This window comes from Mesorhizobium sp. ES1-3 (assembly GCF_020164795.1).
In the GTDB taxonomy this organism is placed as follows: domain Bacteria; phylum Pseudomonadota; class Alphaproteobacteria; order Rhizobiales; family Rhizobiaceae; genus Mesorhizobium.
In genome coordinates, this window is the sequence record NZ_JAIUGW010000016.1 from 24,951 (window position 1) to 50,358 (window position 25,408).

The window sequence follows — 25,408 nt, forward strand, 5'->3', positions numbered from 1 at the left end:
GAATTGCGCTGCGAACGGCAAGGGCCGGCCGCCGGCCGGCCCCTTCCCGTTGATGGAACTCTCTTTTCGAGGCGCCGATGACCGACAGCCATAACGAGCAGGCCGTCACGGACGATTTCCACGATCCGACCGGACGCGGTTTCGCCGACACGCTCGAGGGCCGCCTGCTGTTCTGGATCGCGGTTGCCTTCTCGCTGTTCCAGATCGCAACGGCCGCCCATGTCCTGACCGTGCCTAGCCAGGTGCTGCGCGCCGTCCATGTCGGCTTCCTGATGCTTCTGGCCTTCCCGCTCGTCGCTTCGGCGCGCGGCCTGCCCGCCGCCGGCAAGGCGTTTGCCTGGGCAATGGCACTCGCGGGGGTGGCGGTCGCGGCTTATCAGTACATAGAATACCAGCCGCTGATTTTCCGCGCCGGCGACCTCAACACGCTCGATCTCGTCTTCGGCGTGGTGGCGCTGGTCACCATCTTCGCCGCCGCCTACGCCATGATGGGGCCGGCCTTGCCGATCATATCGGGCTGCTTCCTGCTCTACGCGCTTTTCGGCCAATATCTGCCGTGGCCGCTCAATCATCGCGGCTATGATTTTTCGCAGGTCATCGACCAGATGGCCTATGGCACGGAAGGCATCTACGGCATTCCGATCTACGTGTCGGCCACCTACATCTTCCTGTTCATCCTGTTCGGCTCGTTCCTGGAACGCGCCGGCATGATCAAGCTGTTCACCGACGTCTCGCTCGGCTTTGTCGGCCATGCACGCGGCGGCGCCGCCAAGGTGGCGGTCATCGCCTCTGGCCTGATGGGCACGATTTCGGGATCGGGCGTCGCCAATGTCGTCACCACCGGCCAGTTCACCATTCCGCTGATGAAGCGCTTCGGCTACCGCGCCGCCTTCGCCGGCGGCGTCGAGGCGACCGCGTCCATGGGCGGCCAGATCATGCCGCCGGTGATGGGCGCCGTCGCCTTCATCATGGCCGAGACGCTCGGCGTCCAATATTACGAGGTCGTCAAGGCGGCGATCATCCCGGCCCTGCTCTATTTCGCCTCGGCCTTCTGGATGGTGCATCTGGAAGCCGGCAAACATGGGCTGCTCGGCCTGCCGCGCGCCGACCTGCCGTCGCCGCTGAAGGCATTTCGCGAGCGCTGGTACCTGATCCTGCCGCTCGGCGTCCTCATCTATCTCCTGTTCTCGGGCTACACGCCGCTTTATTCCGGCACCATCGGTCTCGCCATGACGGTGCTGTTGATCCTGGGCGGCTCGGTGGCGCTGGGGTTTTCGTCGATGGCGCTGCGCGTCATCTTCTGGATCGGCCTCGGCCTGGTCGCCGCCAGCTTCTTCAAGATCGGCATCAACGCCATCCTTGTCGCGGCGCTGGTGCTGATCGTCGCCAATCTGTTCGTCGCGGGCGGGCGCGATACGCTGGCCGCCTGCCGCGATTCGCTGGCCGACGGTGCCCGCACCGCGCTTCCAGTCGGCATTGCCTGCGCCGTCGTCGGCGTCATCGTCGGCACCATGACCTTGACTGGCGCGGCGACCACCTTCGGCGCCTTCATCGTCTCGATCGGCCAGTCGAGCCTGTTCCTGTCGCTGATCCTGACCATGATCACCTGCATCGTGCTGGGCATGGGTATCCCGACCATTCCCAACTACATCATCACGGCATCGATCGCCGGGCCGGCGCTGCTCCAGCTTGGGGTGCCGCTTCTGGTCGGCCACATGTTCGTCTTCTACTTCGGCATATTGGCCGACCTGACCCCACCGGTGGCGCTGGCCTGTTTCGCGGCCGCCCCGATCGCGCGCGAAAGCGGGCTGAAGATCGCGTTCGAGGCGATAAAGGTCGCCGCCGCCGGCTTCGTCGTGCCGTTCATGGCGGTGTACACGCCGGCGTTGATGCTGCAGGACGGCGGCGTTCTGGCAACCGAAATCGGCTACTGGCCGGCGGTAGCCTATATCGTCGTCAAGACGGTGCTGGCTATCGGCCTGTGGGGCGCGGCGGTGATCGGCTTCCTGCGCACGCGGCTGCTGACCTGGGAACGGCTGCTGGCAGCGCTGGCCGCCTTCATGCTGGTCGCCGCGCTGCCGATGACCGATGAAGCGGGCTTTGCGCTTTCCCTCTTGATGATCGCGGCGCATTGGTATCGCAGCCGTGGCACGGCAAGCGCCAGCCGGGGCATGGCAGATGCCAGCCGTGGAACGACCGATGTCCGGCCTGGATCGCCGCCGCCATGAGCCTGTGCATCCTCGCCGCCGGCAAGACGGTGACGTTGACGGTCGCAGCTTTCACACTGTCCTGGATCCATTCGGTGGAACGGACGCGCTGGGAGGAGGACTGGAAGGTGACGCCGTCCGGCCTGCAAGTGGTCGAGGCCCGCATCGAGGGCTCGGGGGCCGGCATGGAGCCGCAGGAAAGCGCCGTGCTGCGCGACGGCTGGTGGGTCTATGCGCCCAGGGTGGGCGCCCAGCGTCGCGTCATGCTCGCCGCCTCCGGCGCGACCGGCGGCGGCTGGACGCTGTGCACGGTTCAGGGCTGCCTGGAACTCGGCAAGACGGCGGGCGAGACGATCTCGCTCGAGCCGTGCGAAGCCACAGGCTCCAGCCAGCCGCGGTAGCGCACGATCAGGCTGGTGAGCGGATCCAAAATCTCGACATGCATTACAGCAATTCCAGGAAAAGTGTGTAACGGTTTTCCCTGGAAAAGCGCTAGCGCTTTCCCTAGGGAATTGCGTTAAAACAAAGAGTTAGAGCGGTTCGGCGATTCTATCAAACGCTGAACCGCTCTAGCCGATCAGCCGCCCGCGCAGCTCGGCCGACGGGACGTCGCAACTGTCCTTCCTGCCGAACAGGGCATAACGATTCCTGGCGATGCGATCGTAGAGCCAGTCGCGCAGCGGGCGCGGCAAAAGCAACAGCACCCTGGCCGCGCGCCAAGGCCAGCCAAGCTCGGCCATCACGGCGACAAAACTGTCGAGACGGGTGAAGGGGACGCCGCCGACAAGGACGAGATTGGTTTCGTAGCTGTTGGTCGGCAGGTGGTATTTGCGGAACAGTGCCTCGCCGAGCGGTGATTGCGCGGTGGCGAAGCGGAAGCGCGTTTTGCGGTCGAGGCGGACCACCATGTGCACGAAGCCCGAGCAGAACACGCAAACGCCGTCGAAGACGATCAGCGGATGGCTTGCATCAAATGGTAGGGAAGGCGGCTTGGGATGGTCGGTCACGCTGGCCTCGGCTGCTCATGTCCCTGGGACACTAAGCCAGCCGATGGCGACGTCAAAGACGCGGCGATGTCGCACGCCGCCCGTCAGTGAGGACCGGGCGTTCGGCGCGATAGGCAGTGGCTCGGGTCTCGACGCCCGGCCTGCAGATGCGGCTGTTGTGGCGGCTCTCGAAGGTCATGGTCAGTGCGCGCCCAGTGACGTGCCGCGACGGGCGCAGGCCGGACCGGGGCCGCGCATGTAATAGCGCTCGGGCCGATAGGTCGGCGCGACGAACTCGCGGATGGCGGCGGCATAGCCGATGAGGTGCGTGAGGAAGTTCATTTTACCTGTCCCTGTCCCGATTTTCGGATGTCCCTTCCGAATTGCGAGAACGATAGCATCGAGGCGTGAATACTCGGTGAACGTGATGTTAATTTCTGGTCGAAAACCCGTCGCTTCGTGGCCGGAATGCGGCTGATTCGGGGTGTTTCGGTGCATTTTGTCGGCATTTCGTCTGGTGTGACTTTTGCATCACATATGTTTCGTTTGAATGTCGCCTTGGCGCGCTTGTGTTTCAACTTTCGTGCCGCCCTGGGAATTTCCTTGCCGGATGGCCGCTAGGCCCGGAACCGCCCCGCGCAGCGGACGTTGGGATCCCGGGACCGGCATTGCCGGCTCGGAGGCATTTGCCACTGGCAGGCCGCAACTCCCGACACAAGCAAGAGCAATGGAAAGGCTGAGATCATGGGCTTCTTTTCGAAGGACATCAAAACGCTGGACGATCTTTTCGTGCACACGCTGCGCGACATCTATTATGCCGAGAAGCAGATCGAGAAGGCGCTGCCGAAGATGATCGACAAGGCAACAGACCCGCAGCTGCAGGCCGGCTTCGAAAAACACCTCGAACAGACCAGGGGCCATGTCGAACGCGTGGAAGAGGTGTTCGAGCTGTTTGGCGTGAAGGCCAAGCAGGTGAATTGCCCGGCCATCGACGGCATTCTCGAGGAAGCCGACGACGTCAGCGGCGACGTCGACGACAAGGATGTTCTCGACGCCGCGCTGATCGCCTCCGCCCAAGCCGTCGAACACTACGAAATGACCCGCTACGGCACCTTGATCGCCTGGGCCAAGCAGCTCGGCCGCAGCGACTGCGCCAATGTGCTGACCAAGAACCTCAAAGAAGAGCAGGCGACGGATCGCAAGCTGACCGAAATGGCGGAAAGCAAGATCAACCTGCACGCCGCCGAATAGGGGCTGAAAGCCGGGCCGGCGGCAAAGCGCCGGCCCGGCCAGACGGGTTGGAACCCATCGGGATGGTCGTCCGTTCCAGCTGATCTTCTCAAGAGGAAATCATCATGGCGCCGCGTCCGGCCTGGAAAGGCTATCTGAAGCTCTCGCTGGTGACTTGCGCCATCGAACTGACCAATGTCGTCACCCATGCCGAGAAGGTCTCGTTCCGCATCCTCAACCGCAAGACCGGCAATACGGTGAAGCGGATCTACGTCGATGCCGAGACCGGCAAGCCGATCGAGGACGGCGACGAGATCAAGGGCTACGAGATCGACAAGGGCGATTTCGTCCATATAGAGGAGGACGAGATCGAGGCGGTGCAGATCGAATCCTCGCACACGATGAGCCTCGACGGCTTCGTCGACAAAGCCTCGATCGAGCAGATCTATCTCGACACGCCCTACTATGTCGCGCCTGCCGACAAGGTTTCGGAAGAGGCCTTCGCCGTCATCCGCGACGCCATGGCGGGCAAGAAGATGGCGGGACTTGCCCGCATCGTGCTCTATCAACGCGAACGGCCTGTCGTCATCGAGCCGCTCGGCAAGGGCATGGTGCTGACGACGCTGCGCTACGACAACACGGTGCGCCAGCCGGAGACCGTCTTCGACGACATCAAGGCGGTGAAGACCGATCAGGACATGACAGATCTGGCCGAGCTCATCATCGACAAGAAGAAGGCGAAGTTCGATCCCTCGAAATTCGAGGACAAATATGAGGATGCCCTGCTCGAGCTGATCCGCGCCAAGAAGGCGGGGCACAAGGCGCCGAAGGCCAAGGCGGCCCCAAAACCATCCAACGTGGTCAACCTGTTCGACGCGCTGAAGAAAAGCCTGTCGTCGGATTCAGGCTCGTCGAAAGCGTCATCCTCGGCGAAAGCCAAGCCTGCCGCCAAACGCGCCAAGGCGAAAAGCGTTGCGCCGAAGCGCAAATCGGCCTGAGGATACGAGATGGCCAGCCTCGAACAGTATCATTCGAAGCGAGACTTCAAGAAGACCGCCGAGCCGACCGGCAAGGTTGCGCGCGGGAAGAAGGCCGGCGGTATCTTCGTCATCCAGAAGCACGCCGCCACAAGGCTGCATTACGATTTTCGCCTCGAGCATGACGGCGTGCTGTGGAGCTGGGCGGTGACGCGCGGTCCTAGCCTCGACCCGCACGAAAAGCGGCTCGCCGTGCATGTCGAGGATCATCCCATCGACTATGCCGGCTTCGAAGGCACCATCCCCAAGGGCGAATATGGCGGAGGCTCGGTGCTCGTCTGGGACGAAGGCACCTGGGCGCCCGAAGGCGATCCCGCGAAGATGATGAAGAAGGGCCATATCAATTTCGAGCTCGAGGGCCACAAGCTGCATGGCAAATGGCATCTGGTACGGTTGCGGCCGCGCCCGGGCGAAAAGCGCGACAACTGGCTGCTGATCAAGTCCGACGATGCCGCCGCACGCCCCGGCGAGGATGTTCTGGAGGACGAGCCGAAGTCGGTGAAATCAGGCTTGACGATCGAGGAGGTCGGCGAAGGCAAGGCGGCCAAGGGCGAGAAACCCAAAGTCTGGCACTCCAACAAGCCGGCCGCCGGCAAGGCGAAGGCTGGGGCCAGGAAACTCGACTTCATCGAGCCGCAGCTCGCCACGCTGGAGCGGGATGCACCGTCGGGCCAGGACTGGCTGCATGAGGTGAAGTTCGACGGCTATCGCATGCAGGCGCAGATCGCCGGCACCGACGTTCGGCTCCTGACCCGCACCGGTCTCGACTGGACGGAAAAATTCGGCGACGAGATCGCGGCCGAACTCGCTGGGCTGAAATGCAGCGATGCCATCATCGACGGCGAGATCGTCGTGCTGGCCGATAGCGGCGTGTCGTCCTTCGCGCTGTTGCAGCAGGATTTGTCGGCGAAGCGGACGAACCGCTTCCTCTACTATGTCTTCGACCTGATGCGGCTCGACGGCAAGGATTTGCGCCGCGAACCGCTTGTCGAGCGCAAACAGGCCTTGCAGGACCTGCTCGGCGAGAGGGCCGACACCGCGGCGCTGCGTTTCTCCGACCATTTTGCCGAACCCGGCAAGATCATACTGGAGCATGCCTGCCGCATGGGGCTGGAAGGCGTCGTTTCAAAACGCGCCGATGCGCCCTACCGCAGCGGCCGCGGTCCGGCATGGGTCAAATCGAAATGCACGGCACGGCAGGAATTCGTCATCGGCGGCTATCTGCCGTCGGACAAGACCGGACGCGGCCTGCGTTCGTTGCTGGTCGGCTATTTCGAAGGCGGCAGCCTGCACTATGCCGGCCGGGTCGGCACCGGCTTCTCCACCAAGGGCGCCAACGACCTGAAGAAGAAGCTCGATGCGCTGAAGGCCGACGCCTCGCCCTTCGATGCCGCCGTGCCGAAGGGCAAGGGCCTGGTCTGGGTCAAGCCGGAACTGGTCGGCGAAGTGGAGTTTCGCAGCTGGACGTCGGACCGTATAATACGCCATGCCTCGTTCCAGGGGCTGCGCGAGGACAAGCCGGCGGAGGAAGTGGTGCAGGAAAAGCCCAAGGCGGCGACACCCAAGACAGCGACGGGCAAGCCAGCGATAGGCAAGGGCCCGGTCAAGGACAAGCCGGCGGCAAACAAGGCGGCAGGAACGGCGGCGAGAACCACCGTGAAGCTGTCCCACCCGGACAAGCTTCTGTGGCCCGATGAACAGATTTCGAAGCAGGCCCTGCTCGATCACTACGCGCTGGTGTGGCCACGCATGAAGCAATTCGTGGTCGACCGTCCGCTCAGTCTGGTCAGGGCGCCGGACGGCGTCGGCGGCCAGCGCTTCTTCCAGAAGCATGCCTCGGCCGGCATGCATGCGAAGATCGAGAAGACGAAGGATTCCACGGATGGCGAGGAAATCCTGTTCATCCGCGATTTCGACGGCATCGCGGCGCTGGTCCAGCTCGGCGTGGTCGAGATCCACATCTGGGGCTGCACGATCGACAAGCTTGAACAGCCGGACCAGATCGTCTTCGACCTCGACCCCGACGAGGGCGTCGATGTGAAAGCGGTCCGCGAGGCGGCGCTCGACATCAGGGCCAAGCTCGACGAGCTGTCGCTGCCCAATTTCGTCAAGACATCCGGCGGCAAGGGCTTTCATGTCGTCGTGCCGCTGAAGCCGTCGGCGGATTGGGGCGAGGTCAAAGGTTTCGCCCATGATTTCGCCGTGGCGCTGGAGCAAGGTGCGCCGGACCGCTACACGGCGACGCTGTCGAAGAAGGCGCGCACCGGAAAAATCTTCGTCGACTATCTGCGCAATGGCAGCGGCGCGACCACCGTCGCACCATACTCGTCGCGGGCCAAGAAGGGCGCGACTGTGTCGATGCCGGTGACCTGGGCCGAGATCGAGGCCGGCCTGCCGCCAAACGCCTTTCCGATCGGCGACAAGACGACGCTGAAGCGGCTCTCGGAAGCCGACCCGTGGGTGGATTTCTTCAAGAAGGGCAAGGTGTTGAAGCGGGGCTAACTCGACTTCAACGCCGTGGGGCACCCACCCCCCTCTGTCCTGCCGGACATCTCCCCCTCAAGGGGGGAGATTGGCGGTTTCGATGCCGGAACTTTCTTTCCGATGTTGGAAATTGGCGAAAGCTGTCGTCACATCCGATCTCCCCCCTTGAGGGGAGATGCCCGGCAGGGCAGAGGGGGCGCTGTCCCGCCGGCATCGCTAAAGGAGCGCCGCCGACATCTCAGGCCAAAAACACCCTCTCGAACGCCTGCTTGCCCGGCGGTGAAAAAATCACCGCGCGACTGTCCTTCTGGCGGCGCGCCCATTTCTCGGCAAGGATCTTGTCGAGGATGGCGGCGCCCAGTGTGCCTGCGAGGTGCGAGCGCCGCACGCTCCAGTCGAGGCAGGCGCGGCACACCGGCCGCCGCGGCTTGGTGTAGACGTCGATGCCGATCGCCGCGAAGTGCGAGGCCGCAGAGGGCCCGAGCCTGATCTCCTTGTCATCGCGGACCAGTATGTTTCTATCGACAAGGCGATCCAGCATCGCAACGGCCTGCTCGCCGGCAAGGTGATCGTAGCAGACGCGCGCGATGCGCATCGCGCCGTCGCGGGGGCCCGGCCGCACGCGCTTGGGGCCAACGGCTTCAGCCACACCGGTGATGGCTTCGATCATGCCGGCCACTTGCGGGCCGGCCAGCCCGTAATAACGATGCCGGCCCTGGCTGGCCAAGGTCAGCAACCCACCCTCCATCAGTTTGGACAGATGCGCGGACGCGGTCGGCAACGACACGCCGGCCTCCAGCGCCAGTTCGCTCGCCGTCAATGCCGTGCCGCCCATCAGGGCGTTCAGCATGTTGGCGCGGGCCGGGTCACCGACCAGGCTGGCGATGCGGGCAATGTCGGGTCCTTCACGCATAGTTCGGTCCTCATCGAAGCATTCTTGTCAGATAAACCACTATTCTCCGACCAGATCAAGGAGATGACGATGACCGCACGAACCGCTTCCGCCCCTGCGCCGTTGCCCCGCCGCCAATCGTTCCCGTTCATCATCTGGGTCCGCTCGCGGCTGCTGGCCCGCTGGTATGACCGCCATTTGCAGCGCCGCGATCTCTGCGAGATCGACGACCACCTGCTGCGCGACCTCGGCCTGACACGGCAGGACGTGCGCCGCGAATGCGCGAAATCCTTCTGGCAGGCGTGACGCCAGGACATTTGCCTAGCAGATCGGACGATACAACGTTTCGACGCCGCTCGAACCATCGACGCGAAAACACTCTTCAAGGAGAGACCGAGATGACCATCACCTGCTTCATCCGCTATGAGATCGACCCGTTCGGCAAGGCCGCCTTCGAGGAGTATGCCCGCAACTGGGGCCAGGCCATTCCGCGCTGTGGCGCCGATCTGATCGGCTATTTCGCGCCGCACGAGGGCTCGGCCACGACGGCCTATGCCGCCTACAACATCGAAGACCTTGCCGCCTACGAGGCCTATCGCGCCCGGCTTGCCGCCGACCCCGCCGGCAAGGCAAACTACGAGTTCGCCCGCCGTGAACGCTTCATCCTCAGGGAGGACCGCATGTTCCTGAAACTGGCTTCCGGTCCGCATGCGCCTCTGGTGAAGGTATGATCGCCGTCATCTTCGAGGTGCAGCCCGCACAGGGCCGGCGCGAGGCCTATCTGAGCATCGCCGCCGAGTTGCGGCCGCTGCTCGACGGCATCGATGGCTTCATATCGATCGAGCGCTTCCAGAGCCTGGCCGACCCGAACCGCGTCCTGTCGCTGTCATTCTGGCGTGACGAGGAGGCGGTCAAGGCCTGGCGCAATACGGAAGAGCACCGGCAGGCGCAGAAGGCAGGGCGCGGCGGTATCTTTGCCGGCTATAGATTGCGGATCGCCCACGTGGTGCGGGATTATGGGCTGACCGAGAGAGACGAGGCGCCGGCGGACAGCCGGGCGGTGAATGGGTGAGGGCTATTGGGGTTGATGTTGGCGCCGCCCCTCACCTGCCTGCCGGCATCCTCTCCCGTATAGAGACGGGGGGAGAAATGTCCGGCAGGACAATGAGGGGCAGCGCTGTCCTTCGCCACTTTGTCTAAGCATTCCCGATCAGCACGCCCGCCGCGAACACCAGGGCTCCGCCCAGAACCACCTGGAAGGCGGCGCGCAGGAACGGGGTCTGCATGTAGCGGTTCTGGACGAAGGCGATGGCCCACAATTCGAAGAACACCACCACGGCGGCGACGCCGGTCGCCGTCCAGAAATGCGGGATGAGATAGGGCAATGCGTGGCCAAGCCCACCCGACGCCGTCATGACCCCGGTGGTGATGCCGCGCTTTATTGGAGAGCCCCGGCCCGATAGCTTGCCGTCGTCGGAGGCGACCTCGGTGAAGCCCATCGAAATACCGGCGCCGATCGAGGCGGCAAGACCGACCAGAAAGGTCTGCCACGTGTCATGCGTGGCAAAGGCGGCGGCAAAGATCGGTGCCAGTGTCGATACCGATCCATCCATCAATCCGGCCAAGCCCGGCTGCACATAGGTCAGGATGAACTGGCGCTGCTCGGCGGCGGCCTCTTCATCCTTCACGTCACCCGGCACATGCTTGTGCTCGAGGCGCTGCGCAAGCGTCTCGTGGCCTTGTTCGACCAACGCCAGATCATTAAGCAGTTTTCGTGTCGAGGCATCCGTGGTGCGCTTGGCGGCCTCGACATAGAACAGGTAGGCCTGCCGCTCCATCGCCTCGGCCTGGCCGCGCACGGCCTCGATGCCGAGCGGCCGCACCAGCCAGTCGGGCTTGCGCTCATAATAGCCCTTCACATGTTCACGGCGGATCAACGGAATGCGCTCACCGAAGCGCTTGCGAAAGAGTTCGATCAGTGAGTCGCGATGGCCGTCTTCCTCCTCGGCCATGGCCTCGAACAGTTTGGCCGATTGCGGGAAACTCTCGGCCAGTCCGTCCGCGTAGGCCCGGTAGATGCGCCCATCATCTTCCTCCGATGATATGGCCAGCGCCAGGATCTCCTTTTCGGAAAGCGATTCGAAGGGGCGGCGGCCGAAGCCGAAAACACGGGAAAGCATGAGGAAATCACCCTAGTTTAGAATTGTTCTAAACTATGGTTTACGGCGTGCATGGTCAATCGCCAGCTTGGCCGTGGTCAAGAATAGTTGAAGCCCCGGTTCAGGGCATCGCTCTTCATTAGCAGTGAATGTTCACCTATATATCGGACCAAGCCATGAAAGGAACGAGCTGATGACGGCCAAGAAGCCTCCGCACGCCTATGACCCGAAACCGGTCCTCGATCTCATCGCCAGCATCGAGGCCGACCTGCAACGCCTGAAAGGCCTGGTCGAGCAACAGGTCGAGAAATTCGACCCCGCCAACCCGCACAACAAGGCGCCGGACGGCAAGCTGACCGAGGAAGGCGTCGAGTGCTGCTACCGCATGTTCGACGAAGGCAAGTCGCGCTATTCGGTGGCCCAGCAGATGAAGATCTCGTTCGCCGCCGCCACGCATCGGTTCAACAGCTGGCGCAAGCTGGGTGGGACAAAAAGGCAGCGGACGTTGTTGGGTTGAATTGCGATACGCTGGCGGGACAGCGCCCCCCTCTGGCCTGCCGGCCATCTCCCCCTCAAGGCGGGAGATCGGATGTCACGACGGCTTTCGCCAATTTTCAACGCCGGAAAAAATTGCCGCGATCGGAGCTGCCAATCTCCCCCCTCGAGGGGGAGATGCCCGGCAGGGCAGAGGGGGGCGCTGTCCCGCCGGCATCGCTGGCTACATTTGTATCTTGATCACAATCGCTAAATTTGTCCCGGTCACATCTTTTCGTTGGCATCGCGCGAGCCTTTCCGTGCACCATGGCCGGATCGCATCGCCACAGGATCGCCATGACCACCCCTCCCGGCATCGCCGACATCCACGCCGCCGCCGCGCGCCTTTCGGGCCTGATCGTCGAGACACCGCTCATCGAATCGCAGGAGCTGAACCGGCGCTTCGGCGGCCGTATCCTGTTCAAGCCGGAGACGCTGCAGCGAACCGGCTCGTTCAAGTTCCGCGGCGCCTACAACAAGCTGTCCTCGCTGAGCGAGGCGGAGCGCTCCCGTGGCGTCGTCGCCTTTTCCTCGGGCAACCATGCCCAAGGCGTGGCGGCTTCCGCCGCTATGTTCGGCGTCAAGGCGGTCATCGCCATGCCTACGGATGCGCCTGACATGAAGATCGCCAATGTCCGCAAGATGGGCGCCGAGGTGGTGCCCTTCGACCGTTTCAAGGACGACCGCATGACGGTGGTTCGCCCCTATCTCGACAAGGGCATGGCGCTGGTGCCGCCCTTCGACGATCCGGCCATCATCGCCGGACAGGGCACGATCGGACTGGAGCTGGTGAAGCAGGCGCGGGCGCTCGGTGTCAGCCTCGACGCGGTCGTCATCCCCTGTGGCGGCGGCGGCCTGACCAGCGGCATTTCCGTCGCGGTCAAGGATGCCTCGCCCGGCACCGCGATCTGGGCGGTCGAGCCCGAGCATTTCGACGACACGCGCCGCTCGCTGGCAGCGGGCGCCAGGGTTTCGAACGAGCCGGGCCACAGTTCGATCTGCGACGCGATCCTGACCGCCGAGCCGGGCGTCATCACCTTCGAGATCAACCGCCGTAACCTCGCGGGTGCCATCGCGGTTTCCGACAAGGCGACCGCACAGGCGATGCGTGACGCCATGGCCTACCTGAAGCTGGTGGTCGAGCCCGGCGGCTGCGTCGCGCTTGCGGCGCTGTCATCGGGCGAGATCGAGCTGTCGGGTAAATGCGTTGCCGTGGTGCTGTCCGGCGGCAATGTCGATTTCGGCACCTATGCCGGGATCATGGCGGCGGCGTAGGGGCTGCGCCCTCCACAAGTGTCAGGCCTTGAGCTTGCGAAGCTCAAAAGGCCCAATCACCTTTGGTTCGCCGGATTTCCTCTGAGGTCAGGAAGTGGATCTCCATAAGGATCGGTTCTTCCGGCCCTCTGAAGAAATGCAATTCCGCATGGGGAAGCACAAGGCGACGCACCGTCTCAGAAGCACTGTCAACTTTGTAGTCTTTGCCCTGAAGGCCGAGATCGGTAAGCAGCGCCTTAGTGGCGGAAAGCGTCATCGCCGGATGAAAGCCATCGAGATCGATTTGGCTGTTTCCGCTCCACTTCAAAGGTAAAGGCTTGGCGACGTCCGGCACGTGCCACAGCTTGATGCTGATGCGATTGGCGCGCGCTCGATTGCTGCGGGTCAGAATGTCGAGTTCCAGGTCGCCATAGCCAAGAAGAAAGCCGCAGGGCTGATCCTGATAGACATACAGCCATTTCGGAAAGCCGAGGTGCTTCTGAATGGGGCCGAGATCGGCTCCGACACGCAGGGGCGTGTCTTTCTTGCCTGTGATCAATGGAAGGATATGGAGTTTGCCCCGCAGCATTGATCAACCCTGAATTGGCCCGTCACAGCCATTGCATTCTATATGTCTCGGCCATCTGCGCCAGCCGTGCCGATCAGTCCAGCGTGCGCCTGAAGCGCACCAATGCCACGCCGGCGAACAGCGCGACGAAGACCACCAGCCAGCCGATCTCGGTCGCCACCGCCGGCAGCTGGGCGCCCTTCAGCATCACCGCGCGGGTGATACGCAGGAAGTGCGTCAGCGGGAAAATCTCGCCGAAGGTCTGCGCCCAGTCCGGCATGCCGCGATAGGGGAACATGAAGCCCGACAGCATGATCGAGGGTAGGAAGAAGAAGAAGGTGAGCTGAAGCGCCTGCATCTGCGTGCGCGCGATGGTCGAGATCGTGTAGCCAAGCAGCACCAGGGACAGCACGAACACCAGCACCGCCGACAGAAGCAGCGTCATCGAGCCGGTGAAGGGTATGGCGAACAGAAGCTTCGACGCCGCCAGCACCACCACCACCTGCACCGCCCCGACCGCCAGATAGGGCAGCACCTTGCCCATCATGATCTCCAGCGGGCTCGACGGCATCGCCAGGAGATTCTCCATCGTGCCGCGCTCGGTCTCGCGCGTCAGCGCGATCGAGGTCATCATGACCATGGTCATCTGCAGGATGACGCCGAGCAGGCCAGGCACGATGTTGTATTGCGAGATGCCTTCGGGATTATAGCGCCGGTGGACGACGACATCGAGCTGTCCCCTGGCGGTCTCGGCGGCGGCTTCCTGCATGCCCTGCGCTCTCAGCAGCGCCTGGCCGGCGATGGTGCCGAGCGTCGAGATGGCGCCGCTGGCGACCGCCGGATCGGTGGCGTCGGCCTCGATCAGGATCTGCGGCTTGTCGCCGCGCTCGACGCGCCGGGCGAAATCGGCTGGGATGGTGACGACGAAGGCGACGTCGCCGCGCGCCATCAGGAACTCGGCCTCGTCAGCGCTTTGCGCGACATGATCGAAGCGGTAGTAGCCGGTGGTCTGCAGCGCCGAGACCATGGCGCGGGTGTAGGGATCGCTGCTGGTCGCCACCAGCGCCGCCGGCAGGCTTTTCGGGTCGTTGTTGATGGCGTAGCCGAACAGGACGAGCTGGATCAGCGGCACGCCCAGCATCATGGCGAAGGTGATGCGGTCGCGCCGCATCTGGATGAATTCCTTGATCAGCAGGGCGCCGAGCCTCGCGAAGGAAAAGACGCTGTTCATGCCATGTTGTCCTTCGATCCCGACATGAACTGGATGAACACATCCTCCAGGCTGGTTTCGCCCGGTGTCACCGTCACGCCCTTGTGCTCTTTCTCGACATCGGCAAGGGCAGCCTCGAGCTTCTTGCGGTCGGAACCGACGACATGCAGCGTGGCGCCGAACGGCGCCACCTGGTCGACGCCGGGGCGGCCTTGCAGCGCTTGCGCCACCTCGTCGAGCCGCGGACCCTGCAGCACGAACGTGGTCAGGCCCGCATTCTTCACCACCTCGGCGACGGTGCCGGTGGCCAGCATCCTGCCATAGGAAATGTAGCTGATGCGGTGGCAGCGCTCGGCCTCGTCCATGTAATGGGTGGAGACCAGCACGGTGAGCCCGCCGCTGGCCAGGCGATGGATCTCGTCCCAGAACTCGCGCCGCGCCTTCGGGTCGACGCCGGCCGTCGGCTCGTCGAGCAGCAGCAGTTTCGGCTCGTGCATGATGCAGGCGGCCAGCGCCAGCCGCTGCTTCCAGCCGCCGGACAAGGTGCCGGCCAGCTGGTTGCGGCGCGTCGCCAGGCCGAGATCCTCCAATGTCCGGGCGACATACTCCTCGACCGGCTTCAGCCGGTAGAGCCGCGCCACGAATTCGAGGTTTTCGCCGATCGTCAGATCCTCGTAGAACGAGAATTTCTGCGTCATGTAGCCGACTTCACGCTTGATCCTGAGCGCATCGGTACGGATGTTGAAACCCAGCACCGTACCTTCGCCCTCGTCCGGCGTCAGCAGGCCGCACATGATGCGGATGGTGGTGGTCTTGCCCGAGCCGTTGGGGCCGAGGAAGCCGACGATCTCGCCCTCGGCGACCGACATGGTCACGTGGTCGACGACGGTCTTGTCGCCGAAGCGCTTGACCAGGCCGTGAACGTCGATGACGTTCATTTTCCCATATCCGCGAGATCGACATCGACGATCTGGCCGGGCTGCAACGGCCCCGCGTCGCCCTCCGGCCGCGCCTCGACGAGGTAGACCAGCTTCTGCCGGTTCTCGAGCGAATAGATCACCGGCGGGGTGAATTCGGGATCGGGCGAGATGTAACTGACGCGCGCCTTGACGCCCGGGCCACAGCCGTCGCAACGGACGCTGAGCAGGCTGCCGACCTTGACCGAGGAGAACGCGCTTTCCGGAATATAGACACTGAGCTTCACCGCGCCGTCGGGAAGCACCGAGATGACAGGCGCGGTCGGGCCCGCCGTGTCGCCGGGATTGCGGATGACGTCGTTGACACGGCCGGGCGAAGGGGCGGCGAGGGTGCGCTTGGACAGGCGCCATTGCGCCTGTTCCAGCTCCGCCCGCGCCTGCTTGACCTGGTTGTCGGCGGCCTTGATCGTCTCGGTCCGCGCCGGCAGGCCGCCGACGGCGAGATTAGCCTGCGCCTGGCCGACCTGGGCATTGGCGGTCTCCAGCGTCGCCGAGGCGGTGTCGTAGTCGGCCTGCGTGCCGGTGCCGCGCTTGAACAGATCGGCGGCGCGGTCGTATTTGCGCTTGGCGTCGTCGGCCTGCGCCTTGGCCATGTCGACCTGGGCCCTGAGTGCTGCGATTTCTTCCGGCCGCTTACCCACCTGCAGGTCGGCAAGCTGCGCCTGCGCCTGGGCGAGGCCCGCCTGAGCTTGCGCCACCGCGATCTTGGCGTCGGCGTTTTCGAGTGTCACCACGATGGCTCCCGGCGTGACGCGGTCGCCGCGCTTCACCATCACCGTCTCGACCTGCGCCACCTCGATCGGCGCAAGGAGCACGTAATCGCCCTCGACATAACCGACGGCGAGCGGTGCCGCCGGCGCGCAGGCACCAAACAGTTGGGCGGCGAGCGGCAGCGAACACAGAAAGCTCATTGTCCCGATCCCTTCATCCCTGCCGCCTTTCGGGCGGCCAGTATGGCGCCGAGGTTGTCCGTGGCGACCTCCACCACCTTGGCGGCCTCTGCGGCACCGATGTCGTGCCAGCCCATGCGGCGCATCACCGCCTCGCGGCCGATGCGGAAATAGATGACCTGGCCGATCAGCGTGAACACGGTGAGCCGGGTCCGTTCGCTCTCGGCCGGCTCGCCGGTGGCTTGCTCCCAGATCAGGCACAGCCGGCGATGCGTCGGCTCGAAGACGCCTTCATAGATGCGGTCGAGCGCCGCCGTCGGATGCGACAGCTCACGCAGCACGAACTGCACGATCTCTCCGGCCTGCGGGCTGGCAACGACAAAGCCGACCATCCGCTCCAGGGCCGCGAAGAGCTGCGCCCGCGCCGCCTCCGGATCGCTTGCCGTCGCCGCCTGTCCATTGCCAAGCGCCTGGCCGGCGACGGCCTGAATGGTGTCGACGATAAAGTCGGCGGCAGCGGCGCGAAGACCTTCCTTGCCGCCGAAATGATAGGCGATCGAGCCGATATTGGCCCCCGCCTCGGCCGCGATCTCGCGTGTCGAGGTGCCGTCGAAACCCTGTCGCCCGAACAGTTTCAGCGCCGCCCGGACCAGCGCGGAACGCGTCAGCTCAGCCGGCGATGCCGCGCGGCGGGGCGTCTTGGCGTTCGGCAATTTGGTCATGGGCAAGACTTTAATCAATCGATTGATTAAAGTCAACTGGCGCAGCGCCGTCTTGCCATCGCGCGCGGCAACCGCTTTAGTGCGTGGCCATGGGCAAGGAAATCGAGCGCAAGTTCCTGGTCTCCAGCACCGCATGGCGAGATCTGGTGGAAGCGGATATCCGCATTCTCCAGTTCTATCTCGCCATGGCACCCGGACGAACCGTCCGCATCCGCATCAGCGACGGAGCCTCGGCCAAACTGACGCTCAAATTCGGCAGCAGCGCGCGCGAGCGCGACGAATTCGAATATCCGATCCCGCTTGAGGAGGCGGTGGAAATGCTGGACTTCGCCATCGGACGTGTCATCGACAAGACACGTCACCATGTTAGGCATCGCGGCTATCTCTATGAAGTCGATGTCTTTGGTGGCGCACTGGCGGGACTTGTGGTGGCCGAACTCGAGACTCCGGAAGACGTTCCGGACGAAATGCTGCCGGACTGGCTCGGCCGTGAAGTCACCGGCGATCAGAAGTTCTACAACGCGTCGCTCGCCCTCGGGGGGATACCGGAGATCGCCGCATGAGCTTTCGCATAGACCCGCGCATGCCGCTGACCGGCGAGGTCAGACGCATCCTTGCCGAGGAAATCGGCAAGGCCCTGCTGCATCTGGATGCGGCGCGCACACGGCCGGAACAGGGGCTGCACAAATGCCGCAAGCGGCTGAAGGGCGCGCGGGCCTTGCTGCGCCTCGTTCGTTCCGGAGACGAAACATTCTGCACCACGGAAAACCAATGCTATCGCAATGTGGCGGCGCTGCTTGCCGGCCTGCGTGAGGCGACGGCGCTGATCGAAACCATCGACCGGCTGGCTCAGAGTTTCGCGAAGGAAAGCGCCGATGGCGGGCTCGATGGCGTGCGCGACAGGCTCATCGCCCGCCAGCACGATTTGCATGAGGGCGCCGGCCTGCAGGCCGCGATCGGCGCGGCCACCGCCGCCTGCGAAGACGGCATGAAGCGCATCGAATCCCTTGTCCTGCCCGACCAGCCGGAACAGGCCGCCGACGTGCTCGCCGAAGGCGCGCGCGCCACCTTGCGCCGTGCCAGGAAGGCGCTCGACAAGGCCGGCTCGCACGGCGAGGCCAACGATTTCCACGACCTGCGCAAGGCGGCCAAGACGCATGGCATGCACCTGTCGCTGCTTGGCAGGCTGTGGCCGACGCCGATCAAGGCGCGGCGCAAGGCCGTCGATGAACTGGGCGAACGGCTCGGCGAACTGCATGACGTGTTCGTCATGCGTGCGCTGCTCGAGGCGGACAGCGAGCCGCTTGGGCCGCCCGAGGATACGAAACTTCTCGGCAAGCTGCTCAAGCGCTCGGAAAAGGGCCTGAAGAAGGCGTGCCTTGCCGAGGCGGCCGAACTGTTCGGCGACAGCCCGAAGCGCTCGACGAAGATGCTTGCCCGCAAGGCCCGCGACGATCTTGCCGGCGCGGCGCAGGAAGACGCGAACGCGACGGTGGGCTGATGCGCCAGTGCCTCCCCTTCTCACCCGTGTGGGAGAAGGGAGAACGCGCCGGGCGCGCTGGCACGTTCCCGCCACCTCGTGCTAGTCACGCGTAGTCATGACCCAGCCCGCCGACACGCTCCTGGACCGCATAGGCCGCTGGCTTGCCGGCCGGCTGCAGGAAGAATCCTCGGGTTACGAGCCCTACACGCCTTCCGACGCCGAAACACTGCGCCGCACGCTGGAGCCGGGCGACATCCTGCTGATCGAGGGCAACCAGAAAATCTCGGCGGCGATCAAATACCTGACCCAGTCGACGTGGTCGCACGCGGCCTTCTATGTCGGCGACGCATTGGCCGAACCGGACGACGGCTCGGAACGGCGGCGCCTGATCGAGGTTACGCTCGGCGGAGGCTGTGTCGCCGTGCCGCTGTCGCGGTACCGGAGCTACAACACCCGCATCTGCCGGGCGAGCGGCCTGACACCCGAAGACCGTGACAAGGTCGTTGCCTTCATGATCGGCAAGCTCGGCCTGAAATACGATCTCAAGAACATCTTCGACATGCTGCGCTATTTCCTGCCGGCGCCGCCGGTACCGGTGCGCTGGCGCCGCCGCATGCTGGCCTTCGGCTCCGGCAACCCGACCCGGGCGATCTGCTCGACGCTGATCGCCGAGGCTTACGGCCAGATCCGCTATCCGATCCTGCCCGACATTACCCGCGCGCCCGGCCGCGCCTCGGCACAGTCGACCTATATGCGCAAGGAAATCCTGCACATTCGTCACCACTCGCTCTACACGCCGCGCGATTTCGACCTGTCGCCGTTTTTCCGCATCGTCAAGCCGACGCTGGAATATGGTTTCGACTACCGGCAAATGGTCTGGGACGACAAGGCAAGCACAGACGCCGCAGCCGCAAAGGCTGGCGCAACCGCGACGGACACGTGATGGCTTTCGGCCTAGGTCAGGACACGCGGCCTACCGCTATCCCGCCGAGGTGCAGGCGTTTCACATGGCGGCCTATGTCACGCCGGAACCGCAATAGAACCCTGGTTTTCGGCTCTGTGTTCGACCCAGACATGGACCGGTTCGTCCCGGCCGCGGATGCTCATCGGTCCGTGATCGCGCGCATTCGACGGTGTCGTGGGCGATTCCGCCTTCGCGGCCTCAATCAGTCGTGACCCAAAGCAAATATTCACCTGAAGCTCACGGCAGAGCGACTGCAAACGGCTGGCGACGTTGACGGTGTCGCCCACCACCGCGAAGGACAGATTGCGCTCGCTGCCGACCGCGCCGATGACCACTGCGCCATATTGTGCACCGATCCGAACGTCCAGCGGCGGGTATCCCCTGGACACCCGCTGTACATTCCAGTCTTCGAGAGCGGCGACCATCGCTTCAGCGCATTGGATGGCCCGAGTCGCGTCGTCATGGCTGGCTTGCGGAACCCCGAATGTCGCCATGATGCAATCGCCGATATAGTTATCGACGGTGCCATGGTGGTCGAAAACGACTTGTTCCATGCGACGGTGGAACTGACGCAGAAGTTCGAACACTGCTTCGGCCGGATGATCCTCGGAATAGTGTGTGAAGCCGACGATGTCGGCAAACAGCACCGCGATATCCTGCCGGCGGACCGGGCCGAAGGGCTCGTCATCGGTGGCGAGCTGGTCGACGACATTGGGCGAAAAATGCCGGGCGAGATTGGCGCGGGCGCGCTCTGCCTTGACGTAGTCCTCCGACAGATGTCGGGAACGAAAGACGACCAGCGCCATGATCGCGCCGATAATCAGCACAACCAACATGTTGGTCGCCTGCGCAAATGTATCGACGAAATTGGGGTTGAGATAGAGGTTCAGTCGCTCTGTCATTGGCAGCGAATAGAGGTTCGTCGCCGGAATTACGGTTCCCGGATGGGAGATCACCCATCCCACCCCGATCGCCCATGTCAGGGCCGCGAGCGCGCCGAGATAGAGTGCCAATCGTGTCGAAAGGGTCAGAGCGCCAAGGCATACGAAAATCAGCAGGTATTTAAAGCTGCCCTCGCGCAGTTGCATCGCGGCCGGCGCGACCTCCAGGGAAAACGGGTTGGGCGTTATCAGCAGAACGGTCAACAGAATGATGTCCAGCGTACCGGCGAGGTAACCGATCCACCATCGCGCCGTGCGACGGCGAGCAAAGAGAAACTGGATCAGGCCGATGAGCTGGAACAGCACGAGGCCCGCCAGCACGAAGAGCAGCGAAGCATCCCAGCGGCTGGTCAATGAAAAGAAGCAGGAGATCACGGCGAGCGATGCCGTACGCGCCCAGAACTGTAATGCAGCACCCTGGCGTTCTGCACGCGCCCGCAAATTTTTCAGGCGCGAATAGCGGCGAAGTTCAAGTGTTGGCGCGGTCGACATAGGATCACTTCGATTTCACGGGGACGTGTCACGCATTCGGCAAACCCGCCTTCTACAATCTGACAAATCAGTGCGCGAACTATATCATGAATGTGATTTCGTTTTTCTGTATCAGGCCGGTAACGGGCGGCGTCCCTTTGCTGGAGCCGCGGGCCGATCGAACGCCCCGGCGTCGCGCGGATGCGGGCCGATCGGCATGATCGCCTCGAACGGCGTGGCGCCGAAGGCGAACGTCCATTTGTGGCCGACCAACCCGTCCTCGGGCGTGGTGTGCTGGTCGTGATGGGCCAGCAGTTTCGCGCGGTCGGCCAGCTCCTCGGCCTCGCGCCGCACCATCTCCGCCGTCTCCGGCCGCATCCGCCTGGAGAAGCTGACGAAGGTCGCCTCCCGCTCGATATGGGTGATCGCCCAGCCGATGAAATTCTTGTTGGTCATCTCGAACAGCGGCCTGAGCGGCCCCTCGAAATTCCATTGAATAGGCGTTTCGACCAGCAATTTCGCCGAAAGGCCACGACCGAGCGTGATCAGGCCGAGCTCCTCCAAGTCGCGCAGATAGAGGAACATCGAGGCTTCGCTCAGGCCCTGCGAGCGCATGATGCCTTGCGGCGTGAATTTTTCCGACAACATGACGAAGACGAACAGCAGCGCCGGCCGGCCGGCGAGCCGGCGTTCGATCTCGGGCGCGATGTGGTTGACCGGCCCCGGCCCCCTGCTCATCGAGCCGAGCACGTTTTCCAGCTCGACGCCGGCGGCGGCGCAGATCTCCACCAGGCGGTCGAGCTTGCAGTTCTTCTCATGGAAGATGCGCTTCACCGTCGGCTCGGAAACGCCCATGCGTTCGGCGAGGCCGCGATAGGTGACGCCCTTCGCCTTCAGCGTCCGCTTCAGCGCCTCGAAGATCAAACCATTCATGGGATGCACCTCTTGCGGTCGGTTTCGTATCGACATTCGATACTAACGCCAAATACTCTTTCCGAAAAGTATCGAGAACCCTAGGTCTCCGCCATCATCAAAGGAGACCGGACATGAAACGCCTCATCACCTCTGCCTTTATCGCCGCCATCGGCATCGCCGCTCCCGCCCAGGCCGGCGAGCTCTGGCGCGCAACGGGCCTCGAACAGCCGGAATCGGCGTTGTTCGACGCCGCCAACGACCGCATCATCGTTTCCAACATCGTCGGCAATCCGGGCGATGCCGACGGCAATGGTTATCTCAGCGTGCTGTCCCTCGACGGCAAGATCGTAACCCAGCACTGGACCGACGGCATGGACGCGCCCAAGGGCATGGCGATATCGGGCGGCAAGCTCTATGTCGCCGACATCACCAAGGTCCGCGTCGTCGACCTCGCCAGCGGCAAGCTCGTCACCAGCATCGTTGTGCCGAACGCGGTCTTCCTGAACGACATGACATCGGACCGGTCCGGCAAGGTCTATGTCACCGACATGTTGGCCGACACGATCTACCGCATCGACGGCGAAAGGCCGGATCTGTTCGTCAAGGACCCGCTGCTTGCCTCGCCGAACGGCGTCTTCGCCGATGGCGGCAGGCTGATCGTGGCCTCATGGGGCAAGGGCATCAAGGCCGATTTCAGCACCGCCGAGCCGGGCGGGCTGCTGTCGGTAGACCTCGCCAGCAAGACGGTAACGCCGCTGGCGGGCGCCCAAAGGTTCGCCGACCTCGACGGCATCGTCGCCATTGGCGACACCATCTATGCCACCGCCTACATGACCGGCACGCTCTACCGAGACAGGACCGGCGGCACGCCGGAAGCGGTGGCGCATTTCAAGCCGGGCAGCGCCGACATCGGCACCGACGGCAAGTCGATCCTCTATGTACCACTGATGAACGAGGGCGAGGTGGCGGCGCTGAAGATCGATTGAGAATCGCCGCCGCGGGGCCGACCCGTGCGACCTTCGCTGACAGCCGTGGATGGACCGTGGTAGGACGGTCCATCCACGGTGATGGTCAGGGAGGTGTGCCATGGACGACCGCGAGATCAGAGCGCCCCCATGGATGCCGTGAGCCACAGCGACAATCATCCGCCGCTCGCGCGGGACGACCTGCCGGACGATACGGCCGCCCTCGCCCGCGATCTCATCGGCAAGCTGGTGGTGCGCGATTTGCCCGAAGGCAGGGTCAGCGGCCGCATCGTCGAGACCGAGGCCTATGTCGTCGGCGATGCCGCCGGGCACGGCTTTCGGGGAATGACGCCGCGCAACCGGTCATTGTTTCTCGAGCGCGGGCACGCCTATGTCTATCTCGCCTACGGCATCTCGTTCATGCTGAACGTTTCGAGCGAGACGCAAGGCAGGGGAACCGGCGTGCTGATCCGGGCGCTGGAGCCGCTGGAAGGCATCGCTATCATGCGGCTGAACCGTGGCGTCGAGCGCCTGCGCGACCTGGCGCGCGGGCCGGGAAGGCTGGCCGCGGCATTGCGGATCGATCGATCGCTCGACGGGATCGACCTTTGCCGGGAAGGCCCGCTATGGCTCGCACACGAAGACCACGTCCCCGCTGAAATCGGGCAGAGCATCAGGATCGGCATTTCGAAGGATGCCGAACGCCTGCTGCGATTTTACCTGAAGGCAAGTCCTTTCGTCAGCGGCCCGGGATCGCTCAACCGTTGAGGGACGGCTGCTCCGCCTCCTGTTCTCCCGCCAGCTGCGCGCGCGCATCGCGGATCGAAGCGGCATAGGTCACCAGCGGCCGCTTGACGCCGTGGTTGATCAGCATGCGCCGTGTCCGCGGCGAGGCGCCCGAAATGATGAAGCGCACGCCGGCGCGCCTCGCCTTGCGGGCCGCGCTTTCGATGACATTGGCCGCCGTCGAATCAAAAAGCGGCACGGCCGAACAGTCGAGGATGAAGTTGCGGCGCTGGTCGGCGATGCGGTCGAGCACGCTGCCGACGGTGGAGGCGGCACCGAAGAAGAAGGCGCCCGAGATGCGATAGACGACGGTGTCGGCGTCAGCGGCCTCGCTGGAATCATAGCCGCCGGCGCCGCTGTCGGCGACATCGTCCTGCGCCAGATCCGCCTCGACGGCGACGGACTTCGCCATGCGATCGATGAACAGGATCGAGCCGAGCGCGAAGCCGACGACGATGCCTTCGGTCAGGTCGCGGAAGACGACGATCAGGAAGGTCGCCAACAGCACCAGCGCATCGCCGCGCGATGCCCTGAGCAGCGTGACGAAAGCCTGTTTCTCGAACATGTTCCAGCAGACCACCGCCAGCACGCCGGCAAGGGCCGAGAGCGGGATGTAGCTTGCGAGTGGTGCCGCCACCAGCATCAGCACCAGCAGGATGGCCGAATGGACGATGCCCGAAACCGGGCCGTGTGCGCCGGCCCGCACATTGGTGGCGGTGCGGGCGATGGTGCCGGTGGCGCAGACGCCGCCGAACAGGGCGGACGCGATGTTGGCGAAGCCTTGCGCCACCAGCTCGCAATTCGAGCGGTGCCGCCGGCCCGTCATGCCGTCGGCTACAACGGCCGACAGCAGCGATTCGATGGCGCCGAGCAGCGCGAAGGCGATGGCGTCGGGCAGGACGTCGAGCATCCTGCCGAAGCTGGCCGGGGGCAGGCCAGGCCATTGCAGGCTGCGCGGGATGCCGCCATAGCGCGTGCCGATCGTCTCGGCCGGCAGTGCAAACAGCGCCACGACGAGCGAGGCAAGCCCGATGGCGATCAGCATGGAAGGCCATTTCGGCCGCCACCGCTTCAGGAAAACGATGGTTGCGATGGTCAGCACCGCCACCAGGGTTGCGGCGGGGTTGATCGTGCCGGCCGCTTCGCCAAGCGCGATCAGCTTGGGCACGAACGGTCCGGGCTCCTTGCCCGGCAGGATCAGCCCGAACAGTTCGACGATCTGGCCGGAGAAGATGATGACGGCAATGCCGGCGGTGAAGCCGACGGTGACCGGATAGGGAATGAATTTGATGTAGGTGCCGAGGCGGAGGTACCCGATCGCAAGCAGGAAGACGCCCGCCATCATCGTCGCCAGCAGCAGGCCGTCGACGCCAACCCGCGCAACCGTTGCCGCCACCAGCACGATGAAGGCGCCGGCCGGGCCGCCGATCTGGAAGCGGCTGCCGCCCAAGGCCGAGATGATGAAGCCGCCGACGATGGAGGTGTAGAGGCCGCGTTCCGGCGTCACGCCCGACGCGATCGCGATTGCCATCGACAGCGGCAGCGCGACGATGGCTACGGTCAGGCCGGACATGAAGTCCGCCTTGAATTGCGGCAGGTGGTAACCCTCCCGCCAGACTGTCACCAGCTTCGGCGTGAACAGTTCGGAAAATGTCGGCTTCACCGGCTGGTGGGCCGCCTGGTGGGCCGGTTGATGCACTGTCTGACGCGCTTGATCCATGGACTGCCTTCCG

At 64.1% G+C, this 25,408-nt stretch carries 27 protein-coding genes; 15 read left to right on the top strand and 12 right to left on the bottom strand.

Translation table 11 applies throughout. The features are described from left to right. The first annotated feature begins 77 nt into the window (after positions 1 to 77). The gene (locus LB536_RS20830; protein WP_224595893.1) at positions 78 to 2,228 is read left to right on the top strand and encodes a TRAP transporter permease; all 2,151 of its coding nucleotides are present in this window, start codon (positions 78 to 80) and stop codon (positions 2,226 to 2,228) included. Then, positions 2,225 to 2,608: a DUF1850 domain-containing protein gene (locus LB536_RS20835; protein WP_224595895.1), complete on the top strand. Its 384-nt coding sequence runs from the start codon at positions 2,225 to 2,227 to the stop codon at positions 2,606 to 2,608. The genes LB536_RS20830 and LB536_RS20835 overlap by 4 nt, the downstream gene beginning before the upstream one ends. Positions 2,609 to 2,776: 168 nt before the next feature. Here LB536_RS20835 and LB536_RS20840 read toward each other — a convergent pair whose 3' ends face one another. Next, on the bottom strand, positions 2,777 to 3,214 hold the full coding sequence (locus LB536_RS20840) for a thiol-disulfide oxidoreductase DCC family protein (RefSeq protein WP_224595897.1): 438 nt from the start codon (positions 3,212 to 3,214) through the stop codon (positions 2,777 to 2,779). A 180-nt stretch (positions 3,215 to 3,394) separates the two neighbouring features. After that, the gene (locus LB536_RS20845) at positions 3,395 to 3,535 is read right to left on the bottom strand and encodes a hypothetical protein (RefSeq protein ID WP_013892047.1); all 141 of its coding nucleotides are present in this window, start codon (positions 3,533 to 3,535) and stop codon (positions 3,395 to 3,397) included. A gap of 402 nt (positions 3,536 to 3,937) precedes the next feature. Here LB536_RS20845 and LB536_RS20850 point away from each other — a divergent pair, with 402 nt between their 5' ends. The 3 genes from LB536_RS20850 to ligD all read left to right on the top strand — a co-directional run bounded on the left by LB536_RS20850 (position 3,938) and on the right by ligD (position 7,962). Then, positions 3,938 to 4,444 carry a ferritin-like domain-containing protein gene (locus LB536_RS20850; RefSeq protein WP_224595900.1) on the top strand — a complete coding sequence of 169 codons (507 nt, stop codon included), beginning with the start codon at positions 3,938 to 3,940 and terminating at the stop codon, positions 4,442 to 4,444. Positions 4,445 to 4,548: 104 nt separating this feature from the next. Beyond that, a complete protein-coding gene (locus LB536_RS20855) occupies positions 4,549 to 5,421 on the top strand; it encodes a Ku protein (protein WP_224595902.1) in 873 nt (290 codons plus the stop codon). Between the two features lie 9 nt (positions 5,422 to 5,430). Then, a complete protein-coding gene (gene ligD, locus LB536_RS20860; protein WP_224595904.1) occupies positions 5,431 to 7,962 on the top strand; it encodes a DNA ligase D in 2,532 nt (843 codons plus the stop codon). A gap of 220 nt (positions 7,963 to 8,182) precedes the next feature. Here the strand turns inward: ligD and LB536_RS20865 are convergent, their stop codons facing one another. Next, positions 8,183 to 8,857: an ArsR/SmtB family transcription factor gene (locus LB536_RS20865; protein ID WP_224595906.1), complete on the bottom strand. Its 675-nt coding sequence runs from the start codon at positions 8,855 to 8,857 to the stop codon at positions 8,183 to 8,185. A 69-nt stretch (positions 8,858 to 8,926) separates the two neighbouring features. Here LB536_RS20865 and LB536_RS20870 point away from each other — a divergent pair, with 69 nt between their 5' ends. From LB536_RS20870 to LB536_RS20880, 3 genes are all read left to right on the top strand, one after another. Further along, entirely contained in the window at positions 8,927 to 9,142 is a 216-nt protein-coding gene (locus LB536_RS20870) for a DUF1127 domain-containing protein (RefSeq protein WP_140765063.1), read from the top strand. 92 nt (positions 9,143 to 9,234) lie between these two features. Further along, positions 9,235 to 9,567, top strand: a complete 333-nt coding sequence (locus LB536_RS20875; protein WP_140812191.1) for an NIPSNAP family protein — start codon at positions 9,235 to 9,237, stop codon at positions 9,565 to 9,567. Next, the gene (locus LB536_RS20880) at positions 9,564 to 9,908 is read left to right on the top strand and encodes an antibiotic biosynthesis monooxygenase family protein (RefSeq protein ID WP_224595908.1); all 345 of its coding nucleotides are present in this window, start codon (positions 9,564 to 9,566) and stop codon (positions 9,906 to 9,908) included. Before LB536_RS20875 ends, LB536_RS20880 begins: the two co-directional genes overlap by 4 nt. Before the next feature lie 124 nt (positions 9,909 to 10,032). On the opposite strand, the gene mbfA is transcribed toward LB536_RS20880, so the two are convergent. Further along, positions 10,033 to 11,016, bottom strand: a complete 984-nt coding sequence (mbfA, locus tag LB536_RS20885) for an iron exporter MbfA (protein ID WP_140812190.1) — start codon at positions 11,014 to 11,016, stop codon at positions 10,033 to 10,035. Positions 11,017 to 11,188: 172 nt separating this feature from the next. Between mbfA and LB536_RS20890 the strand changes: the two genes are divergently transcribed. Together LB536_RS20890 and LB536_RS20895 are read left to right on the top strand one after the other, a co-directional pair. Then, positions 11,189 to 11,512, top strand: coding sequence for a hypothetical protein (locus LB536_RS20890; protein WP_140765071.1), 324 nt, complete (start codon positions 11,189 to 11,191; stop codon positions 11,510 to 11,512). A gap of 314 nt (positions 11,513 to 11,826) precedes the next feature. Continuing rightward, positions 11,827 to 12,804 (top strand): threonine/serine dehydratase, encoded by a 978-nt coding sequence (locus LB536_RS20895; protein WP_224595910.1) that lies wholly within the window; start codon positions 11,827 to 11,829, stop codon positions 12,802 to 12,804. Positions 12,805 to 12,847: 43 nt separating this feature from the next. Here LB536_RS20895 and LB536_RS20900 read toward each other — a convergent pair whose 3' ends face one another. From LB536_RS20900 to LB536_RS20920, 5 genes are all read right to left on the bottom strand, one after another. Beyond that, on the bottom strand, positions 12,848 to 13,372 hold the full coding sequence (locus LB536_RS20900; RefSeq protein WP_140813191.1) for a hypothetical protein: 525 nt from the start codon (positions 13,370 to 13,372) through the stop codon (positions 12,848 to 12,850). 73 nt (positions 13,373 to 13,445) lie between these two features. Then, positions 13,446 to 14,582 carry an ABC transporter permease gene (locus tag LB536_RS20905; RefSeq protein WP_224595912.1) on the bottom strand — a complete coding sequence of 379 codons (1,137 nt, stop codon included), beginning with the start codon at positions 14,580 to 14,582 and terminating at the stop codon, positions 13,446 to 13,448. Then, a complete protein-coding gene (locus LB536_RS20910) occupies positions 14,579 to 15,499 on the bottom strand; it encodes an ABC transporter ATP-binding protein (RefSeq protein ID WP_224595915.1) in 921 nt (306 codons plus the stop codon). The genes LB536_RS20905 and LB536_RS20910 overlap by 4 nt, the downstream gene beginning before the upstream one ends. Then, positions 15,496 to 16,449 carry an HlyD family secretion protein gene (locus LB536_RS20915; protein ID WP_224595917.1) on the bottom strand — a complete coding sequence of 318 codons (954 nt, stop codon included), beginning with the start codon at positions 16,447 to 16,449 and terminating at the stop codon, positions 15,496 to 15,498. The genes LB536_RS20910 and LB536_RS20915 overlap by 4 nt, the downstream gene beginning before the upstream one ends. Beyond that, positions 16,446 to 17,150, bottom strand: a complete 705-nt coding sequence (locus LB536_RS20920; protein ID WP_224595919.1) for a CerR family C-terminal domain-containing protein — start codon at positions 17,148 to 17,150, stop codon at positions 16,446 to 16,448. Before LB536_RS20920 ends, LB536_RS20915 begins: the two co-directional genes overlap by 4 nt. Before the next feature lie 89 nt (positions 17,151 to 17,239). Here LB536_RS20920 and LB536_RS20925 point away from each other — a divergent pair, with 89 nt between their 5' ends. From LB536_RS20925 to LB536_RS20935, 3 genes are all read left to right on the top strand, one after another. Continuing rightward, positions 17,240 to 17,713: a CYTH domain-containing protein gene (locus tag LB536_RS20925; protein WP_224595921.1), complete on the top strand. Its 474-nt coding sequence runs from the start codon at positions 17,240 to 17,242 to the stop codon at positions 17,711 to 17,713. Further along, positions 17,710 to 18,651, top strand: coding sequence for a CHAD domain-containing protein (locus LB536_RS20930; RefSeq protein WP_224595923.1), 942 nt, complete (start codon positions 17,710 to 17,712; stop codon positions 18,649 to 18,651). Before LB536_RS20925 ends, LB536_RS20930 begins: the two co-directional genes overlap by 4 nt. A gap of 97 nt (positions 18,652 to 18,748) precedes the next feature. Beyond that, on the top strand, positions 18,749 to 19,576 hold the full coding sequence (locus tag LB536_RS20935; RefSeq protein WP_224595924.1) for a YiiX/YebB-like N1pC/P60 family cysteine hydrolase: 828 nt from the start codon (positions 18,749 to 18,751) through the stop codon (positions 19,574 to 19,576). A gap of 77 nt (positions 19,577 to 19,653) precedes the next feature. Here the strand turns inward: LB536_RS20935 and LB536_RS20940 are convergent, their stop codons facing one another. Then, positions 19,654 to 21,030, bottom strand: a complete 1,377-nt coding sequence (locus LB536_RS20940) for an adenylate/guanylate cyclase domain-containing protein (RefSeq protein WP_224595926.1) — start codon at positions 21,028 to 21,030, stop codon at positions 19,654 to 19,656. Between the two features lie 111 nt (positions 21,031 to 21,141). Then, complete coding sequence (locus LB536_RS20945) at positions 21,142 to 21,942, bottom strand: helix-turn-helix domain-containing protein (RefSeq protein ID WP_224595928.1); 801 nt, start codon at positions 21,940 to 21,942, stop codon at positions 21,142 to 21,144. Between the two features lie 113 nt (positions 21,943 to 22,055). On the opposite strand from LB536_RS20945, the gene LB536_RS20950 reads away from it, so the two are divergent. Both LB536_RS20950 and LB536_RS20955 read left to right on the top strand, forming a co-directional pair. After that, entirely contained in the window at positions 22,056 to 22,910 is an 855-nt protein-coding gene (locus LB536_RS20950; protein WP_224595930.1) for an SMP-30/gluconolactonase/LRE family protein, read from the top strand. A 129-nt stretch (positions 22,911 to 23,039) separates the two neighbouring features. After that, positions 23,040 to 23,657: a DNA-3-methyladenine glycosylase gene (locus LB536_RS20955; protein WP_140765207.1), complete on the top strand. Its 618-nt coding sequence runs from the start codon at positions 23,040 to 23,042 to the stop codon at positions 23,655 to 23,657. Here the strand turns inward: LB536_RS20955 and LB536_RS20960 are convergent. Continuing rightward, on the bottom strand, positions 23,647 to 25,395 hold the full coding sequence (locus LB536_RS20960; RefSeq protein WP_224595933.1) for a SulP family inorganic anion transporter: 1,749 nt from the start codon (positions 25,393 to 25,395) through the stop codon (positions 23,647 to 23,649). The genes LB536_RS20955 and LB536_RS20960 overlap by 11 nt on opposite strands. Positions 25,396 to 25,408 lie beyond the last annotated feature (13 nt).